The 1,921-nt window shown below is 71.5% G+C and carries 3 protein-coding genes; all 3 read right to left on the bottom strand.

All coding sequences use genetic code 11. From position 1 onward, the window contains the following. On the bottom strand, window positions 1-803 hold an 803-nt coding region (gene moaA / locus QAA18_RS12480; RefSeq protein ID WP_279413384.1), incomplete at its 3' end, for a GTP 3',8-cyclase MoaA. A 23-nt stretch (window positions 804-826) separates the two neighbouring features. Then, entirely contained in the window at window positions 827-1,591 is a 765-nt protein-coding gene (locus QAA18_RS12475) for an MBL fold metallo-hydrolase (RefSeq protein ID WP_279413383.1), read from the bottom strand. Window position 1,592: 1 nt separating this feature from the next. Continuing rightward, window positions 1,593-1,921, bottom strand: a 329-nt coding sequence (locus QAA18_RS12470; protein ID WP_279413382.1) for a lipopolysaccharide kinase InaA family protein, incomplete at its 5' end; no start/stop codon positions are given.

Raw genomic sequence — 1,921 nt, 5'->3', positions numbered from 1 at the left:
TGGCAATCGCCGCAGAACGGCGCGCTGACCGAACTGACGAAGCCCACTTCGCCGGCGCCGTCGACGAAGGCGTGGCGGGCGGCGACCTCGCCGCGGTAGTGGCGGTCCAGCGGGCGCAACGGCCAGTGCGCATGGATGGCGTCGCGCACCTCCGCCGACGGCACCACGCGCGCGCGATCCCAGCCGTTGCAGGTGCCCACGTCCATGTATTCGATGAAGCGCATCACGTGCCCGTGCTCGCGCGCGAACCGGACCAGCGGCAGCACCTGCGACTCGTTGATGCCGCGCTGGACGACGCAGTTGAGCTTGATCGGGGCGAAACCCGCGGCCTGCGCCGCCTCGAGCCCTGCAAACACGGACGCCAGCCTGCCGCGGCCCCCGGACAGCGTCGCGAACAGTGCCGGATCCAGCGCATCCAGGCTCACCGTCAATCGCCCCAGCCCGGCGTCGCGCAGGGCCTGCGCGTGCGCCGCCAGCAAGGCGCCGTTGGTGGTCAGCGCCAGGTCCTCGATGCCGTCGATTTCCGCCAGGCGCGCGACCAGTTCCGGCAGGCGCTTGCGCAGCAGCGGTTCGCCGCCGGTCAGGCGCAGCTTGCGCATGCCCAGGCGGGCGAAGCCGCGGACCAGGGTTTCGATCTGGTCGAACGTCAGGCGCGCGGCGCTGTCGGTGCCGTGGTCGTCGGGCACGCGGTCGGCCGGCATGCAATACGGGCAACGGAAGTTGCAGGCGTCGATCACCGACAGGCGCAGGTCGCGCAGCGGGCGCCCGAGCAGGTCGCGCGGCGCGCCGGTGGTGCCTTCCATGTGCGCTGGATCCAGGCGCGCGTTCATGGCGTCGGCGCGCGCAGCGGCAGCACTTCGCCGGGCTGCGCGACGCGATGTCCGCGCGCTGCCATGGCCGCGGCGTCGCCGCTGCCGGCGTAGTGGTAGAGCACGCAGCGCGAGAGCAGTTCGGCCGGGTACTCGCGCTCCAGGTCGTCCAGGCCGCTGTGCGAGGGATTGCCGTGCAGCGCGCAGTCGTGGGCGACGGTTTCGCCGGCGCCGGCGAAGCGCGCGAGCATTTCCGGGATCGGACGGGTGTCGCCGGTCCACACCAGGCTGCCGTGCAGGCGCAGGCCGAAGGCGGTGTCGGGCCAGTGGTGCCGAACCGGGAACACCTCCAGGCGAACGCCGTCGTGCCAGAAGTGGTCCCCCACCGCCACCAGGCGGAAAGCGTCCCAGAAGTTCGCACCGCCCTCGGCGACGACGTTGGGATAGCTGGCCACGCGCTGCTGCAGCAGCGGCACCAGCGGTGCCGGCACGTAGACCCGGGTGTCGCGCGCACTTGACGGATCGAAGTAGCTGGCGCCGAACAGGCGTTCGAAGCCGGCCACGTGGTCCAGGTGCGCGTGGGTGATGAACAGCGCGCGCGGCATGGCGCCGTAGTGCGCCAGGTACGCGGTGAGGCCTTCTCCGCCGCAGTCGATGCTGAGCCAGGGTGCGCCGTCGCGCTCGATCGTGGCCATGGCCGAACCGAGCTCGACCGCGCCGGAATTGCCGACGCCGTGGAAGCGCAATGCCCACGTTCCGGTTTGGGTGCCGCTGGCGGCCATGTCAGATTCCCTGCAGCCAGGTCGCATCATAGGCGCGACGCAGGCGCGCGACGTCGTTCAGCACCTCGTCGGCCGGACGCTGCCCGCGCAGCTTCAGCAACGAACGCTGCAACCGGGCCAGGTTGCGTTCGCGCCAGGCGGTGGCCGGGATGCGGATGCTGCCTTTGTCGAAGTCGATCAGCCAGCCCTCGCCAGTGGCTGCGCCCGCCGGGCCCGCATCGAACAGGATGTTGTGCGCGTTGAGATCGGCGTGGTCCAGGCCGGCGCGATGGAAACGCGCGAGCAGCTCGCCGGTGGCTTCCCATGGCGCGCTGACCGGATCGTCCGCGG

Origin of the sequence: Luteimonas sp. 8-5 (assembly GCF_029763755.1) — a bacterium.
In the GTDB taxonomy this organism is placed as follows: domain Bacteria; phylum Pseudomonadota; class Gammaproteobacteria; order Xanthomonadales; family Xanthomonadaceae; genus Cognatiluteimonas.
This window is presented reverse-complemented; position numbering and strand designations above follow the sequence as displayed.

What these genes read in the sequence shown, in the direction of transcription:
- QAA18_RS12475 (WP_279413383.1), bottom strand. Translation starts at nt 1,591, where the DNA reads ATGGCCGCCAGCGGCACCCAAACCGGAACGTGGGCATTGCGCTTCCAC.